This is a genomic window from Frigoribacterium sp. AC394, assembly GCF_979258095.1.
This window is the reverse complement of the sequence record NZ_OZ409834.1, coordinates 1,566,124-1,581,577: the sequence shown is the minus strand read 5'-3', so window position 1 is coordinate 1,581,577 and position 15,454 is coordinate 1,566,124. Positions and strand designations below refer to the sequence as shown.

The window sequence follows — 15,454 nt, the reverse complement described above, 5'->3', positions numbered from 1 at the left end:
CGCTCCGCTCGTCAGCGCGCGTCGGAGAGGCGCCGCAGCACCGCGATGACCTCGTCGATGGAGGCGCGGTTCGGGTCGACCGCGCCCGACGCGGCCGTCGACTGCCCAGGTCCGAAGTAGAGGCCGTCCGACACGAGCGACACGATGCGCGCGACGGCGGGGTCGCCGACCGCGTCGAGCACGACGTCGTACCAGCGCCGCTGCATGTCGGTGAGCGCGTCGACGGCACGCGGCCACTGGCCGCTCGAGGCGAGGTGGGCGACGGTGGTGATGCAGCGGTCGAAGGGCGCCTCCGCGACGACGGGTGGCGGCGAGGAGCTGCGGAGGAAGTAGTCGACGGCCCCGTCCGGCGCGGTGGTCATGCGGTGCACGTCGTCGTCGAGGAGTGCCGCGAGCCGGTCGACGACGCCGTCGACGAGCGCTTCGCGGCTGGGGAAGTGGTAAAGCAGCCCGCCCTTCGAGACGCCGGCGGCCGCAGCGACGGCGTCGAACGTGGCGGCACGTTCGCCGCCGTCGACGACGAGCAGTTCGAAGGCGTCGAGCATCTTCTCGCGGGCCGACGGTCGAGGACTCATTCTGATACTGTACCGTCCGGACGGTTTACTGTACCGTCTGGACGGTTTCCGGCCTCGAGCACGCGTCGACGCCAGACGATCCCATCCGACTCCACCGCGGCCCCGTCCGCCCCGCCCCGCCAGTCATCACGAAAGCGACCCCGCACCATGATCCGCGCCTCCTCCGCCGTCGGCACGCCCACCCGGGCCGGCACCCGCCAATGGGCGGCCCTGGTGGTGCTCATGCTGCCGGTGCTGCTCGTGTCGATCGACAACACCGTGCTGAGCTTCGCGCTGCCCGAGATCTCGACCGCCCTGCGTCCGAGCGCGGCGGGTCAGCTGTGGATCGTCGACGTCTACTCGCTCGTGCTCGCGGGGCTGCTCGTGGCGATGGGGTCCCTGGGCGACCGGTTCGGTCGCCGGCGGCTGCTGCTGATCGGCGCCTCGGGCTTCGCCCTCGTGTCGCTCGGGGCCGCCTTCGCACCCGACGCCGGAACGCTGGTGGCCGCTCGCGCCGTGCTGGGCTTCTTCGGCGCGATGATCATGCCGGCGACGCTCTCGCTGCTGCGCAGCACGTTCCTCGACCGCGACCAGCGTCGTCTGGCGATCGCGATCTGGGCGAGCGGGTTCGCCGCCGGGTCGGCGCTCGGCCCCATCGTGGGCGGCATCCTGCTCGAGCACTTCGCCTGGGGCTCGATCTTCCTCATCGCGGTCCCGGTGCTCGTGCCGCTGCTGGTGCTGGCCCCGATCCTGCTCGTCGAGAGCCGCGATCCCGAGCCGGGGCCGTTCGACCCCGTGTCGGTGCTGCTCTCGCTCACGGCGATGGCGCCGGTCGTCGCCTCGATCAAACTGCTGGCGACGCACGGCCCCGGTGTCGACGTCGTGGCCCTGGCCGCCCTCGGGATCGTGTCGGGCTGGCTCTTCGTGCGCCGTCAGCTTCGCCGCGAGCGCCCGCTGCTCGACGTCCGGCTCTTCTCGAACCCGGTGTTCGCCGGCTCGATCGTCGTGAACCTGCTCGCCATCCTCTCGTTGGTCGGGTTCCTCTTCTTCACGACGCAGCACCTCCAGCTCGTCGTCGGGCTGCGGCCCCTCCAGGCGGCCCTGACCCTCGTGCCGGGTCTCGCGGTCATGATCGTCGCCGGTCTGATCGTGGTGCCGATCGTCCGGAGGGTGACCCCTCGCGTCATCGTCGCCGCCGGGCTGGCGTCCGCCGCGATCGGGTACGCGACGGTGTGGCTGTCGGGGGCCGAGGCGCCGGTGGTGCTCTTCGTCGTCGCGTTCGCGCTCGTCGGGCTGGGGGTCGGGGCCGCCGAGACGATCTCGAACGATCAGATCATCGCGGCCGTCCCGCCGGCCCGCGCCGGGGCGGCGTCCGCCGTCTCCGAGACCGCCTACGAGGTCGGCGCCGTGCTCGGCACCGCCGTGCTCGGCAGCATGCTCACGGCGATCTACCGGGGCAGCCTCGTGATCCCCGACGGGGTCCCCGCCGAGGCCGGCGACGCCGCCCGGGAGACCCTGGGAGGCGCGGTGTCCGCAGCGGGGTCCCTCGACGCCCCCGTCGCCGGTCGCCTCCTCGACGCGGCCACCCACGCGTTCGACGAGGGCCTCGTAGCGACCGCCGGAGTCGGGGCCGGCGTGATGGTCGTCGCCGTCGTGGTGGCGCTGGTGTCTCTTCGTCGTGCGTCGGCCCACGACTGACCGTCTGCGGTGTCGGTGCGCACGGGTAAAGTGGTGCCGGTCCATCCCGAGACGCTGAGGAGTCCCATGTCGCGCACCGTCCGACTCGCCGCCGTTCCCGGCGACGGCATCGGCCCCGAGGTCGTGGCCGAGGCCCTCAGGGTGCTCGACGCCGCGACGGGCGACGACGCGGTGTTCGAGGTGACCGAGTTCCGACTCGGTGCGGCCCGCTACCTCGAGACCGGCGACATCCTGACCGACGACGACCTCGAGGCGCTGTCGTCGCACGACGCGATCCTGCTCGGGGCGGTCGGCGGCGACCCGCGCGACCCGCGTCTGCGCGGGGGCATCATCGAGCGAGGTCTGCTGCTCAAGCTGCGATTCGCGTTCGACCACTACGTCAACCTGCGTCCGACGCTGGTCTACCCGGGTGTCCCGTCGCCCCTCGCCGATCCGGGCCAGGTCGACTTCGTGGTCGTCCGAGAGGGCACCGAGGGCCCCTACGTCGGCAACGGCGGCGTCCTCCGCCAGGGCACGCCGCACGAGATCGCCAACGAGGTCAGCGTGAACACCGCGCACGGCGTCGAGCGCGTGGTCCGCTTCGCGTTCGAGAAGGCACGCGCTCGGCGCGGTCGTCTCACGCTGGTGCACAAGACCAACGTGCTCGTGTTCGCCGGCGGCCTCTGGCAGAGGCTCGTCGACTCGGTCGCGGCCGAGTACCCCGACGTGACGGTCGACTACCAGCACGTCGACGCGGCCACCATCCACCTCGTCGTCGACCCGTCGCGGTTCGACGTCATCGTGACGGACAACCTCTTCGGAGACATCCTCACCGACCTCGCGGGCGCCGTCAGCGGGGGCATCGGTCTCGCGGCGTCGGCGAACATCAACCCGGACGGCGTGTTCCCGAGCATGTTCGAGCCGGTGCACGGCTCGGCCCCCGACATCGCCGGGCAGCAGAAGGCCGACCCGACGGCGGCGATCCTCTCGGTCGCCCTCCTGCTCGAGCACCTCGGGCTGCCCGACGCCGCGGCACGCGTGACGAGCGCGGTCGAGGGCGACATCGCCGACCGCTCGACCCGCGCCTCCTCGGCGGCCCCTCGCACCACCGCCGAGATCGGCTCGGCGATCGTCGATCGTCTGCAGACCGCCGGCCCCGCGCCGTCCGCGTCCTCCTCCGCCTCTGCTCGAAGGGCATCATGACCACCACCGACGCTCCGACCGACGGCACCTCGTCCGGGTTCGGTCTGCAGTTCGACCTCAGGCCGTCGTCGACCGCACGCGATGCGGCCGAGCGAGAGGTCATCCTCTCCGACCCGGGTTTCGGCAAGCACTTCACCGACCACATGGTCACCATCCGCTGGAGCCTCGAGGGCGGGTGGCACGAAGCGGCCGTCCACGCCTACGGCCCGCTGCAGCTCGACCCGTCGGCCTCGGTGCTGCACTACGCGCAAGAGATCTTCGAGGGCATGAAGGCCTACCGTCACGCCGACGGGTCGGTCTGGTCGTTCCGCCCCGAGGCGAACGCCCGCCGGCTGCAGCGATCGGCACGACGGCTCGCCCTGCCCGAGCTGAGCACCGATGACTTCGTCGAGTCCGTCCGGCAGCTGGTCCGCGCCGATCTCGACTGGGTGCCCTCGGCCCCCGAGACGAGCCTGTACCTGCGGCCCTTCATGATCGCGACCGAGGCGTTCCTCGGTGTGCGTGCCGCCCACGAGGTGGCCTACCACGTGATCGCGAGCCCTGCGGGGGCGTACTTCACGGGCGGCGTCTCGCCGGTCTCGATCTGGCTGACGACGAACTACGCGAGGGCCGGCAAAGGAGGCACGGGTGCGGCGAAGACGGGCGGCAACTACGCCTCGTCCCTGCTCCCGCAGCAGGAGGCCTACGAGAACGGCTGCCAGCAGGTGCTGTTCCTCGACTCGTCCGAGAGCAACTACATCGAAGAGCTCGGCGGCATGAACGTCGTGCTCGTCAAGCGGGACGGCACCCTGGTCACCCCGGACAGCGACTCGATCCTCGAGGGGATCACGCGCGACTCGATCCTCGAACTGGCCGAGGCGCGGGGGCACCGTGTCGAGCGTCGGCGGGTCACCCTCGACGAGTGGCGCGACGGTGTGGCTTCGGGCGACATCGTCGAGGTGTTCGCGTGCGGTACCGCCGCGGTCGTCGTGCCGATCGCCGAGTTGAAGGGCGAGGGCGTGCACATCGGCTCTCCCGCGGCCGAAGGCGGAGAGCTGACGATGTCGCTCCGTGCCGAGCTGACCGACATCCAGTACGGTCGGCGACCCGATGTTCACGGATGGATGACGAGGCTCGACGCATGAAGATCGCACGGTTCGCAACCCCCGGCGAAGACCCCCGTTACGGCATCGTCGACGAGCGCGAGCTGATCGTGCTCGCGGGCGACCCGATGTACAGCGGGTACGAGACCACGGGCGAGCGCATCTCGCTGCGTTCGGCGAAGATCCTCGCGCCGGTCATCCCCCGCTCCAAGGTGGTCGGGGTCGGCCTGAACTACCACGACCACGCCGACGAGCTGGGGCAGACCCCTCCGGAGGCGCCGCTCCTGTTCATCAAGCCGAACACGACGGTCATCGGCTTCGGCGATTCGATCCAGCTGCCGCCGGATGTCGGTCAGGTCGACTTCGAGGGTGAACTGGCCATCGTGATCGGCTCGATCGCGAAGCGCGTCAAGGCCGAGAACTACGAGGACGTCGTCTTCGGCTACACGATCGCGAACGACGTGACGGCTCGCGACGTGCAGAACAGCGACGGTCAGTGGACGCGCGCCAAGGGCTACGACACGTTCCTGCCGCTCGGTCCGTACATCGAGAACGAGTTCGACTGGAGCGACGCGACCATCGAGACCCGCGTCGACGGCGAGGTCATGCAACGCGAGTCGACGATGCAGATGATCCACAAGATCCCCGAGCTGATCGAGTACGTGACCGACGTCTTCACCCTGCTGCCGGGTGACGTGATCCTCACCGGCACCCCCGCCGGCATCGGCCCGTTCACCTCCGGTCAGACCGTCGAGGTCGCGATCTCGGGCATCGGCTCGTTGATCAACCCCGCCAAGAACCGCGTCTGACCCGGCCCCCCCCCCCCCCCCCCCCCCCCCGTGACCTCGACCCCTGACATCGCGCGCCGACGCGCCCCATGGGTGCCGGGGGTCGCGGTCGCGGCGGTCGCCCTGGGTCTGGCGTGGGGTGTGCATCTGGTGCTTCCGGCGGTGCCGATCCTCACGGTCTGCGTGCTGCTCGGCATCGTGGTGGCGCAGATCCCGCAGGCTCGATCGGCTCTCGACGGTGTTCTCGCTCCGGGTCTGACCCTCTCCGCCAAGCGACTGCTCCGCATCGGAGTGGTGCTCCTCGGTCTGAAGCTCAGCCTCGTCGACGTCGCCGGTCTGGGGTGGCTGACGATCGTCGTGGTCATCGCGATCCTCGCGGCCACGTTCTTCGTGACATGGGCTCTCGGCCGGTGGGCGCGACTCCCGGGTGATCAGCCGCTGCTCCTCGCGGCCGGCTTCTCGATCTGCGGCGCGTCGGCGATCGGCGCGATGAGCGCGGTCACCCGGGATCGAGGGCGCGACGCGGCGACGCCCGTCGCCCTGGTCACTCTCTGCGGAACCGCCGCGATCGCGATCCTCCCGCCGATCGGCGCGGCGCTCGGGCTCACCGACATGCAGTTCGGCGCCTGGACCGGGGCGAGCGTTCACGATGTCGGGCAGGTCGTCGCCACCGCTCAGACCGCCGGAGCCTCCGCGCTCGCCATCGCCGTCGTGGTCAAGCTGACCCGGGTGGTCATGCTGGCACCCGTGGTCGCGATCACCTCGGTGGTCATCCGCCGACGAGGAGGAGGCGCGGGTACGCGACCCCCGATCGTCCCGTTGTTCGTCGTCGGGTTCCTGATCGCCGTGGTCATCCGCACGTTCCTGCCGATCCCCGAGACGGTGATCGGTGCGGCCGACGTGGCGCAGACGGTGCTGCTCGGACTCGCGCTCTTCGGACTCGGAACCGGGATCCGCGTCGAGAAGCTCGTCCGGACCGGCGGCCGCGCGGTCGCCGTCGGTCTCGCGTCGTGGCTGTTCATCGCGGTCGTCTCGCTCGGCGCGGTCCAGCTGCTGCCGCTGGCGTAGTCCCGGGTCGCACGCTTCGATCGTGTCCCGGTGTCCCGGTGTCCCGGTGTCCCGGTGTCCGGATGTCACGATGTCCGGGTAGCCGGGTAACCGGGTAACCGGGTAGCCGGGTAGCCGGGTAGCCGGGTAGCCGGGTAGCCGTGTAGCCGGGTAGCCGGGTAGCCGTGTGTCCGCCTGCCCGGACGCAGAGCCGACACGTGCGGCGGGAACGGCCTCGTCGAGGCGTCCGCCGGCTCCGTCGACCGGGTCGGAGACGCCGTGTGCGGCGTTCTGGGGCGGGATCGTGATGTTTCCGGGGTTTTGGGCGGCGACACGCCCGGGATGCGTGGAGGTTTGGACGTGTGGCGGATTGTCCGTGTAAGGTTCTTTCTTGTCACCCCAAAGGTTCGGCGGAGCGAAGCTCACCGGAACTCAAGTGTGACCGGCTTCCAAGTCCTCGAGTTGCCATTACGGCCTCGGACCAAGCAAGTTGCAACATTGGAAAACATGATGTAGGTTAGTGCCTCGTTCCCACGGGAACGGATTGCTTCTTCGGGAGTGATTGTCACTGGTTTTACGGATTGTAATCTGGTGCTAAGGTTTCACAGCTGCCTCGGACGATGGCCTTCATAAGGTCGGGTTTCTGGTGCGTTTGGTCCTTGAGAACTCAACAGCGTGCACATTGTCAAATGCCAAATTATACCCTGGCATTGCTTGTGGCTTCACCGTTCGGTGGGGTTGTGAGTGGTGTTTAGGTTTCTTTGAGATTGATGGACAACAACAATCGTCAGATTGTTTTGTTCTTTGGTCAGCATCAAATTCAGCAGTTCCGGCCTATTCCGGTTGGACTGTTTTTTCTTTTACGGAGAGTTTGATCCTGGCTCAGGACGAACGCTGGCGGCGTGCTTAACACATGCAAGTCGAACGATGAACTGGAGCTTGCTCCAGGGATTAGTGGCGAACGGGTGAGTAACACGTGAGTAACCTGCCCTTGACTCTGGGATAAGCGCTGGAAACGGCGTCTAATACCGGATACGAGCTTCAGCCGCATGGCTAGGAGTTGGAAAGAATTTCGGTCAAGGATGGACTCGCGGCCTATCAGCTAGTTGGTGAGGTAATGGCTCACCAAGGCGACGACGGGTAGCCGGCCTGAGAGGGTGACCGGCCACACTGGGACTGAGACACGGCCCAGACTCCTACGGGAGGCAGCAGTGGGGAATATTGCACAATGGGCGCAAGCCTGATGCAGCAACGCCGCGTGAGGGATGACGGCCTTCGGGTTGTAAACCTCTTTTAGTAGGGAAGAAGCGAAAGTGACGGTACCTGCAGAAAAAGCACCGGCTAACTACGTGCCAGCAGCCGCGGTAATACGTAGGGTGCAAGCGTTGTCCGGAATTATTGGGCGTAAAGAGCTCGTAGGCGGTTTGTCGCGTCTGCTGTGAAATCTGGGGGCTCAACCCCCAGCCTGCAGTGGGTACGGGCAGACTAGAGTGCGGTAGGGGAGATTGGAATTCCTGGTGTAGCGGTGGAATGCGCAGATATCAGGAGGAACACCGATGGCGAAGGCAGATCTCTGGGCCGTAACTGACGCTGAGGAGCGAAAGCATGGGGAGCGAACAGGATTAGATACCCTGGTAGTCCATGCCGTAAACGTTGGGAACTAGATGTGGGGGCCATTCCACGGTCTCCGTGTCGCAGCTAACGCATTAAGTTCCCCGCCTGGGGAGTACGGCCGCAAGGCTAAAACTCAAAGGAATTGACGGGGGCCCGCACAAGCGGCGGAGCATGCGGATTAATTCGATGCAACGCGAAGAACCTTACCAAGGCTTGACATATACCGGAAACGTCCAGAGATGGTCGCCCCGCAAGGTCGGTATACAGGTGGTGCATGGTTGTCGTCAGCTCGTGTCGTGAGATGTTGGGTTAAGTCCCGCAACGAGCGCAACCCTCGTTCTATGTTGCCAGCACGTAATGGTGGGAACTCATAGGAGACTGCCGGGGTCAACTCGGAGGAAGGTGGGGATGACGTCAAATCATCATGCCCCTTATGTCTTGGGCTTCACGCATGCTACAATGGCCGGTACAAAGGGCTGCGATACCGTAAGGTGGAGCGAATCCCAAAAAGCCGGTCTCAGTTCGGATTGAGGTCTGCAACTCGACCTCATGAAGTCGGAGTCGCTAGTAATCGCAGATCAGCAACGCTGCGGTGAATACGTTCCCGGGCCTTGTACACACCGCCCGTCAAGTCATGAAAGTCGGTAACACCCGAAGCCAGTGGCCTAACCCCTTGTGGGATGGAGCTGTCGAAGGTGGGATTGGTGATTAGGACTAAGTCGTAACAAGGTAGCCGTACCGGAAGGTGCGGCTGGATCACCTCCTTTCTAAGGAGCATGTACCAGCCCTGCTGTTTACACAGGGATTTTCTGGTCAAGTCAGTTTCGGAGCGAATGTCTCCGGCTGGCGCTCATGGGTGGAACATTGACAATGGCTCTCCGGTGAGGGCATCAGCATCAGTACGACATCTTCGGGTGTTTGGAACGTGAGGGTGTCTGAGGTGGGGGGTGTGCACGCTGTTGGGTCCTGAGGGACCAAACTTCCCTGCGCTTCGGTGTGGGGGGTTGAACTCCTCTGGGCCATATGAGTCCTGCATTATTCGCAGGGTGAGTATGGGACCCGCCCGTATTTTGAGAACTACACAGTGGACGCGAGCATCTTAGTCGCAGACAGTATCTGGCCTTCGGGTCGGGTGGTTGTTTGTGATACTAAGTGCAATTTCTTAGACCAACCCGCTCCTTCGGGGGTGTGGTTGGCGAATGAGATAACACTGAGCTGCTGGCTTCGGCTGGCAGCAACTTTGTGGTCAAGTTTCTAAGAGCAAACGGTGGATGCCTTGGCATCTGGAGCCGAAGAAGGACGTAGAAATCTGCGATAAGCCTCGGGGAGCTGATAATCGAGCCCTGATCCGAGGATTTCCGAATGGGGAAACCCCGCCAGGCATTTTGACCTGGTGACTCCCGCCTGAATATATAGGGCGGGTAGAGGGAACGTGGGGAAGTGAAACATCTCAGTACCCACAGGAAGAGAAAACAACAGTGATTCCGTCAGTAGTGGCGAGCGAAATCGGAAGAGGCTAAACCGGTCATGTGTGATAGACGGCGGTCGTTGCATGGTCGGGGTTGTGGGACCCGTTGTCCTGTTCTGCCGGACAGGAGCAGTTACAGCGCAGTATAGGCGAACAGCTTTGAATGGCTGGTCATAGAGGGTGCGAACCCCGTAGCCGAAATGCTGGCGCTGGCTGAATGGGGATCCCAAGTAGCACGGGGCCCGAGAAATCCCGTGTGAATCTGTCAGGACCACCTGATAAGCCTAAATACTCCCAGATGACCGATAGCGGACAAGTACCGTGAGGGAAAGGTGAAAAGTACCCCGGGAGGGGAGTGAAATAGTACCTGAAACCGTTTGCTTACAAACCGTTGGAGCCTCCTTGTAGGGGTGACAGCGTGCCTTTTGAAGAATGAGCCTGCGAGTTAGCGATATGTGGCGAGGTTAACCCGTGTGGGGTAGCCGTAGCGAAAGCGAGTCTTAATAGGGCGATACAGTCGCATGTCCTAGACCCGAAGCGAAGTGATCTATCCATGGCCAGGTTGAAGCGACGGTAAGACGTCGTGGAGGACCGAACCCACTTCAGTTGAAAATGGAGGGGATGAGCTGTGGATAGGGGTGAAAGGCCAATCAAACTTCGTGATAGCTGGTTCTCTCCGAAATGCATTTAGGTGCAGCGTTGCGTGTTTCTTGCCGGAGGTAGAGCTACTGGATGGCCGATGGGGCCCAAAAGCTTACTGACGTCAGCCAAACTCCGAATGCCGGTAAGTGAGAGCGCAGCAGTGAGACGGTGGGGGATAAGCTTCATCGTCGAGAGGGAAACAACCCAGACTACCAACTAAGGTCCCTAAGCGTGTGCTAAGTGGGAAAGGATGTGGAGTTGCATAGACAACCAGGAGGTTGGCTTAGAAGCAGCCACCCTTGAAAGAGTGCGTAATAGCTCACTGGTCAAGTGATTCCGCGCCGACAATGTAACGGGGCTCAAGCACACCACCGAAGTTGTAGATTTCGTATTATAGACAAGCCTTCGTGGTTCAGTCGTACGGAGTGGTAGGAGAGCGTCGTGTGGCCAGTGAAGCGGCGGTGTAAACCAGCCGTGGAGGCCACACGAGTGAGAATGCAGGCATGAGTAGCGAAAGACGGGTGAGAAACCCGTCCTCCGAAAGACCAAGGGTTCCAGGGCCAGGTTAATCCGCCCTGGGTAAGTCGGGACCTAAGGCGAGGCCGACAGGCGTAGTCGATGGACAACGGGTTGATATTCCCGTACCGGCGAAGAACCGCCCAAGCTAATCCAGTGGTGCTAAGAGTCCTAACCCGGCTGAGTGGATCCCTTCGGGGTGATGCCGGCCGGTCTAACGCTCGACCCCATGCTGGTGCGGTTAACGTATTAACAGGTGTGACGCAGGAAGGTAGCTGAGCCAGGCGATGGTATCCGTAAGGTGAACCTGGTGTAAGGATGTAGGGCTGACGATAGGCAAATCCGTCGTCAATGCGCCTGAGATCCGATGCGTACCCCGTATGGGGGAAATCAGTGATCCTATGCTGCCGAGAAAAGCATCGACGTGAGGTTCAAGCCGCCCGTACCCCAAACCGACTCAGGTGGTCAGGTAGAGAATACCAAGGAGATCGAGAGAATCGTGGTTAAGGAACTCGGCAAAATGCCCCCGTAACTTCGGGAGAAGGGGGGCCGGAACCGTGATGGGATTTACTCCCGGAGCGGGAAAGGCCGCAGAGACCAGTGGGAAGCGACTGTTTACTAAAAACACAGGTCCGTGCTAAGTCGCAAGACGATGTATACGGACTGACGCCTGCCCGGTGCTGGAAGGTTAAGAGGAAGGGTTAGCGCAAGCGAAGCTCAGAATTTAAGCCCCAGTAAACGGCGGTGGTAACTATAACCATCCTAAGGTAGCGAAATTCCTTGTCGGGTAAGTTCCGACCTGCACGAATGGCGTAACGACTTCCCAGCTGTCTCAACCGCGAACTCGGCGAAATTGCACTACGAGTAAAGATGCTCGTTACGCGCAGCAGGACGGAAAGACCCCGTGACCTTTACTACAGCTTGGTATTGGTGTTCGGAGTGGCTTGTGTAGGATAGGTGGGAGACTGTGAAGCTTGGACGCTAGTTCAGGTGGAGTCATTGTTGAAATACCACTCTGGTCACTTTGGATATCTAACTACGAACCGTGATCCGGTTCTGGGACAGTGCCTGGTGGGTAGTTTAACTGGGGCGGTTGCCTCCCAAAAAGTAACGGAGGCGCCCAAAGGTTCCCTCAACCTGGTTGGCAATCAGGTGTCGAGTGTAAGTGCACAAGGGAGCTTGACTGTGAGACTGACAAGTCGAGCAGGGACGAAAGTCGGGACTAGTGATCCGGCAGTGGCTTGTGGAAGCGCTGTCGCTCAACGGATAAAAGGTACCTCGGGGATAACAGGCTGATCTTGCCCAAGAGTCCATATCGACGGCATGGTTTGGCACCTCGATGTCGGCTCGTCGCATCCTGGGGCTGGAGTAGGTCCCAAGGGTTGGGCTGTTCGCCCATTAAAGCGGTACGCGAGCTGGGTTTAGAACGTCGTGAGACAGTTCGGTCCCTATCCGCTGCGCGCGCAGGAAATTTGAGAAGATCTATCCCTAGTACGAGAGGACCGGGATGGACGAACCTCTGGTGTGTCAGTTGTTCTGCCAAGAGCACCGCTGATTAGCTACGTTCGGAACGGATAACCGCTGAAAGCATCTAAGCGGGAAGCCGGCTTCGAGATGAGATTTCCATACCCTTCGGGGTGAGAGGCTCCCAGCTAGACTACTGGGTTGATAGGCCGGATGTGGAAGTGGGGACTAACGACCCATGGAGCTGACCGGTACTAATAAGCCGATAACTTGACAACACTCCCTCCCTGTAGAGGTGGGGGAAAGCTGCTTGCGTCCACTATGTGGTTCCCGAAATACGGTCGGGAACAATTGAACAGACAGTCGTCTGCCGTCATCCTTCGGGGTGGGGGTGGGTGCATGGTCTGAAACAGACTTCACCGCTGGCCTCAGGGCCTGTGTGTGGTAAATGTTTCGGCGGCCATAGCGAGAGGGAAACGCCCGGTTACATTCCGAACCCGGAAGCTAAGACTCTCAGCGCCGATGGTACTGCAAGGGGGACCTTGTGGGAGAGTAGGACACCGCCGGACTCCTTTTGAAAGATCAGAGAGCCCCTTCTTCGGAAGGGGCTTTCTGCGTTTAACGCGCCTCCGGCAGTCGGGGGCGAAGCGGTAAGATCGTCCTCGATGTCTGCTCCCTTCTCCACCGCGACCGGCACTGATGTGCGCGTCCGGTTCTGCCCCTCGCCCACTGGCACGCCTCACGTCGGCCTGATCCGGACGGCCCTGTTCAACTGGGCCTACGCACGTCACACCGGCGGCAAGCTCGTCTTCCGGATCGAAGACACCGACGCGGCCCGTGACAGCGAAGAGAGCTACGAGCAGATCCTCGACGGTCTCCGTTGGCTCAAGATCGACTGGGACGAGGGTGTCGACGTCGGCGGTCCGCACGGGCCGTACAGGCAGTCGCAGCGTCACGACATCTATCAGGGTGTCATCGATCAGCTGCTCGAGCGCGGACTCCTCTACGAGAGCTTCGCGACGGGCGAGGAGATCGAGGCGCGGAACATCGCCAATGGTCGTGATCCCAAGCAGGGCTACGACAACTTCGAGCGTGAGCTCACCGACGAGCAGCGTGCGGCATTCCGTGCCGAGGGTCGTCAGCCGGCGCTCCGACTACGAGTCCCCGACCGCGACCTCAGCTTCGACGATCTGGTCCGTGGGGAGATCACGTTCCCGGCCGGCTCGTTCACCGACTTCGTCGTGGTCCGGCCCAACGGCGTTCCTCTCTACACCTTCGTCAATCCCCTCGACGACGCGCTGATGGGCATCACGCATGTGCTCCGCGGTGAGGACCTCCTCTCGTCGACACCCCGGCAGATCGCTCTGTATGAAGCGCTCGTCGAGTTGGGCATCACCACCTTCGTGCCGCGCTTCGGGCACCTCCCTTACGTCATGGGGGACAAGAACAAGAAGCTGTCGAAGCGCGACCCCGAGGCCAACCTCTTCCACCACCGCGACCGTGGCTTCGTCCCGGAGGGCCTGGTCAACTACCTCGCTCTGCTCGGCTGGTCGCTGACGCACGATCGCGATGTCTTCTCGATCGACGAGATGGTCGAGGCCTTCGATGTCGTCGACGTCAATCCAAATCCCGCACGATTCGACCTCAAGAAGGCTGAGTCGATCAACGGAGACCACATCCGCCGTCTCGAGGCCGAGGACTTCGTCGACCGTCTTCTGCCCTATCTCGAGGGTGTCGTCTCTGATCCGATCACCGAGTCGGAGCGTCGAGTGCTCAGCGAGGCGGCTCCGCTCGTCCAAGAACGCATGACTCTGCTCGGCGAGGCCCGTGGCATGCTGTCGTTCCTCTTCACGAGCGATGAGGATCTCGTCTACGAAGAGGACGCGATCGCCTCGTTGCCGGAGGGGCATGTCCAGGTGCTGCGCGCCTCCTCGGAGGCTCTGCAGGGGCTGACGTCGTGGAATCACACCGACATCCAGGAGGCGCTCAAGGGGGCGCTCGTCGACGGGCTGGGGCTCAAGCCGCGCGTGGCCTTCGGACCGCTGCGCGTCGCGTTGTCCGGTCGACGGGTGAGCCCTCCGCTGTTCGAGTCGATGGAGATCCTCGGTCGCGAGTCGACGATGGCCCGTCTCGAGAGGCTCGCAGCACGCTCATGAGCATGGAGTACGAAGTCGCGGTGATCGGGGGCGGGCCAGCCGGGCTCAGCGCCGCTCTGAACCTCGCCCGCGCCCGCCGTCGCGTGCTGCTGATCGACGGCAACCGGCCGCGCAACTCCGCGACGCTGCTGTCTCACGGGTACCTCACTCGCGACGGCATCTCGCCTCTCGAGCTGCGCAAGCTCGGCCGCGACGAGTTCCTCCGATACGAGGGTGCCGAACACCGGATGACGATGGCCACGTCGGTGTCGGTCGTCGACGGCGGCTTCGAGATCGACTGCGATTTCCGTGGGCGCACCAGCAGCGCGACCGCAGCGGTCGTGGTCGTCGCGACCGGGCTGCACGAGACCCTGCCCGAGATCGACGGCCTGAAGGCGTTCTACGGCACGTTCATCCACAGCTGCATCGAATGCGACGGGTACGACAAACGCGATCAGCCCCTGGCTGTGATCGGCGAGCACCCCGACCTCGCCGAACGGGCGCATCTACTGCTGCAGTGGTCGGCGGACCTGGTCGTCTTCACCAACGGGGCGGACGTCGTCACGCCGGGTGAGGAGACGGACCTAGGTGCACGCGGGGTGACCGTCGAGCGGCGTCGGGTCGCATCGATCGATGCGGACCGCGATGGGATGCGCGCCGTCGTGCTCGAAGACGGCACCCGAATCGAGCGGACCGGCGGTTTCGTCCGACCGACGTGGTCTGGTGCGCTCGAGTACGTCGCCGCCACCGGGGCGATGCTCGACTCGGACGGCCTGCTCGTCGTCGATGCGCACGGCCGCACGACCGTCGACGGCCTCTACGCCGCGGGGGAGTCGACGGCCCCGGGGCCGCAGCAGTTGATCGTTGCAGCGGGCTCGGGGGCGTCGGTAGCCGCCGTCGTCAACCGCGATCTGATCGGTGTCGCACGGGGCCTCGGAGATGCTGTACAGTAGGTTCTCGGTTCGAGTTTGAGCCGAATGATGTAGCACTGACATGCGTCATCATTGGGGTATGGTGTAATTGGCAACACGACTGATTCTGGTTCAGTTGTTCTTGGTTCGAGTCCAGGTACCCCAGCTTCGAGAAGGGCCCCGACCTGTTGGTCGGGGCCTTTCTGCGTCCCCCCGCCAGCCCAGGAGGCGCGGTTCAGGGTGGTCGGTCGTGGTCCGTCGTGTGTGCCGTGGGGCCGCCTTCTGAACAGCGTGGAGCACTCGTCTGGGCGCGGGTCGGGGTGGTCGGTTGTGGCCCTTCGTGCGGCTGGGAG

At 63.8% G+C, this 15,454-nt stretch carries 8 protein-coding genes, 1 tRNA gene and 3 rRNA genes; 11 read left to right on the top strand and 1 reads right to left on the bottom strand.

The features are described 5' to 3' along the window. Positions 1 to 11: 11 nt before the first annotated feature. On the bottom strand, positions 12 to 575 hold the full coding sequence (locus ACZZY9_RS07285) for a TetR/AcrR family transcriptional regulator (protein ID WP_463463586.1): 564 nt from the start codon (positions 573 to 575) through the stop codon (positions 12 to 14). Between the two features lie 147 nt (positions 576 to 722). Between ACZZY9_RS07285 and ACZZY9_RS07280 the strand changes: the two genes are divergently transcribed. The 11 genes from ACZZY9_RS07280 (at position 723) to ACZZY9_RS07230 (ending at position 15,267) form a co-directional block, all read left to right on the top strand. Next, positions 723 to 2,252 carry an MFS transporter gene (locus tag ACZZY9_RS07280; protein ID WP_463463585.1) on the top strand — a complete coding sequence of 510 codons (1,530 nt, stop codon included), beginning with the start codon at positions 723 to 725 and terminating at the stop codon, positions 2,250 to 2,252. A gap of 66 nt (positions 2,253 to 2,318) precedes the next feature. Next, positions 2,319 to 3,434, top strand: a complete 1,116-nt coding sequence (locus ACZZY9_RS07275; protein WP_463463584.1) for a 3-isopropylmalate dehydrogenase — start codon at positions 2,319 to 2,321, stop codon at positions 3,432 to 3,434. Further along, a complete protein-coding gene (locus ACZZY9_RS07270) occupies positions 3,431 to 4,558 on the top strand; it encodes a branched-chain amino acid aminotransferase (RefSeq protein WP_243215723.1) in 1,128 nt (375 codons plus the stop codon). The genes ACZZY9_RS07275 and ACZZY9_RS07270 overlap by 4 nt, the downstream gene beginning before the upstream one ends. Next, positions 4,555 to 5,325 (top strand): fumarylacetoacetate hydrolase family protein, encoded by a 771-nt coding sequence (locus ACZZY9_RS07265; RefSeq protein WP_463463583.1) that lies wholly within the window; start codon positions 4,555 to 4,557, stop codon positions 5,323 to 5,325. The genes ACZZY9_RS07270 and ACZZY9_RS07265 overlap by 4 nt, the downstream gene beginning before the upstream one ends. 30 nt (positions 5,326 to 5,355) lie before the next feature. Then, on the top strand, positions 5,356 to 6,372 hold the full coding sequence (locus tag ACZZY9_RS07260) for a YeiH family protein (protein ID WP_463463582.1): 1,017 nt from the start codon (positions 5,356 to 5,358) through the stop codon (positions 6,370 to 6,372). Between the two features lie 838 nt (positions 6,373 to 7,210). Next, positions 7,211 to 8,732, top strand: a 16S ribosomal RNA gene (locus tag ACZZY9_RS07255). 477 nt (positions 8,733 to 9,209) lie between these two features. Further along, positions 9,210 to 12,333 (top strand): 23S ribosomal RNA (locus ACZZY9_RS07250). Between the two features lie 174 nt (positions 12,334 to 12,507). Beyond that, positions 12,508 to 12,624: ribosomal RNA gene (rrf, locus tag ACZZY9_RS07245) — 5S ribosomal RNA — on the top strand. Together the 16S, 23S and 5S rRNA genes form the textbook arrangement of a ribosomal RNA operon. 96 nt (positions 12,625 to 12,720) lie before the next feature. Continuing rightward, positions 12,721 to 14,211 (top strand): glutamate--tRNA ligase, encoded by a 1,491-nt coding sequence (gene gltX / locus ACZZY9_RS07240; RefSeq protein ID WP_463463581.1) that lies wholly within the window; start codon positions 12,721 to 12,723, stop codon positions 14,209 to 14,211. Between the two features lie 2 nt (positions 14,212 to 14,213). Continuing rightward, complete coding sequence (locus ACZZY9_RS07235) at positions 14,214 to 15,143, top strand: NAD(P)/FAD-dependent oxidoreductase (protein WP_463463580.1); 930 nt, start codon at positions 14,214 to 14,216, stop codon at positions 15,141 to 15,143. Between the two features lie 52 nt (positions 15,144 to 15,195). Beyond that, a tRNA-Gln gene (locus tag ACZZY9_RS07230) sits at positions 15,196 to 15,267 on the top strand. Positions 15,268 to 15,454 lie beyond the last annotated feature (187 nt).

Excerpts from the sequence above, each read along its gene's own strand:
- ACZZY9_RS07285 (WP_463463586.1), bottom strand. The coding sequence starts at position 575 with ATGAGTCCTCGACCGTCGGCCCGCGAGAAGATGCTCGACGCCTTCGAA.
- ACZZY9_RS07280 (WP_463463585.1), top strand. The coding sequence starts at position 723 with ATGATCCGCGCCTCCTCCGCCGTCGGCACGCCCACCCGGGCCGGCACC.
- ACZZY9_RS07275 (WP_463463584.1), top strand. The coding sequence starts at position 2,319 with ATGTCGCGCACCGTCCGACTCGCCGCCGTTCCCGGCGACGGCATCGGC.
- ACZZY9_RS07270 (WP_243215723.1), top strand. The coding sequence starts at position 3,431 with ATGACCACCACCGACGCTCCGACCGACGGCACCTCGTCCGGGTTCGGT.
- ACZZY9_RS07265 (WP_463463583.1), top strand. The coding sequence starts at position 4,555 with ATGAAGATCGCACGGTTCGCAACCCCCGGCGAAGACCCCCGTTACGGC.
- gltX (WP_463463581.1), top strand. The coding sequence starts at position 12,721 with ATGTCTGCTCCCTTCTCCACCGCGACCGGCACTGATGTGCGCGTCCGG.
- ACZZY9_RS07235 (WP_463463580.1), top strand. The coding sequence starts at position 14,214 with ATGGAGTACGAAGTCGCGGTGATCGGGGGCGGGCCAGCCGGGCTCAGC.